General features: G+C 28.7%; 2 protein-coding genes. Both read right to left on the bottom strand.

What is annotated here, in order from left to right; all coding sequences use genetic code 11:
• Window positions 1-367: hypothetical protein (locus tag D0S45_20530; protein TIH07832.1), on the bottom strand; the 367-nt coding region annotated here is incomplete at its 3' end.
• A 129-nt stretch (window positions 368-496) separates the two neighbouring features.
• Window positions 497-856, bottom strand: a 360-nt coding sequence (locus D0S45_20535; protein TIH07833.1) for an NAD(P)H-quinone oxidoreductase subunit F, incomplete at its 5' end; no start/stop codon positions are given.

The raw sequence follows: 856 nt of genomic DNA on the forward strand, positions 1-856 counted from the left end.
TTGCTATAAATATTCCAAAAAAGGCTATACTGACCGAAAAAGTTGCATTTCTCAAAAATTCATACCAATCTACAAAATTTTGTGAATTTTTATGCAAAAGGTTTATTGACGGCGTGAAAAATTTTGATAATATATCAAAGTCTATTCCTTCTTGATTGAAAGGAATTCCTATGGCTCCAATAAACAAAGTAAATAAAACCAAAATAAGCATAGGAAATAGAATAGTATTGTCTGATTCATGCGGATAATAGAAAGTTCTTGTATTAAGTCCAAAATTTTCAACAGTAATAAAAATTTGATTTCTTACATTATTACTTATTTTATATGTTTTATTGCAAAAAAAAGAAGCTCTTTTTGTATTATTCATTGTTAATAATGGTACTAACCCAAAATTTTTATTAAGTTTTTTTTCTTCTTCTTTACCCCATAAAGAGAGTGAATAGAAGGAGCCACTTTTTTTTCCACTGTAATTTAGAAAATAAGTTTTAAATGTCCTTCAAAAGTAAAGTAAATAAATCCGAAACATATAAAACGCAGTTAACCCAGCTGTGGAACAAGCTATTATTGCGAAAATTGGTGAATATAACCAAGTATCATTAAGAATTTCATCTTTGGACCAAAAACAAGCAAGTGGTGGAATACCACAAAGAGAAAGTGTACCTAAAAAAAAAGCTGTTTTTGTAATTGGCACATGTTTTGTTAAACCACCCATAAGAACCATATTCTGACTTTTATCTGGAGAATATCCAACAATAGCTTCCATTGAATGAATAATTGATCCAGATCCTAAAAACAATAATGCTTTCGAATAAGCATGGGTAATTAAATGAAATAAAGCAGATCGATAAGACCCCAT

The organism is Marinifilum sp. JC120, assembly GCA_004923195.1.
In the GTDB taxonomy this organism is placed as follows: Bacteria; Desulfobacterota; Desulfovibrionia; order Desulfovibrionales; family Desulfovibrionaceae; genus Maridesulfovibrio.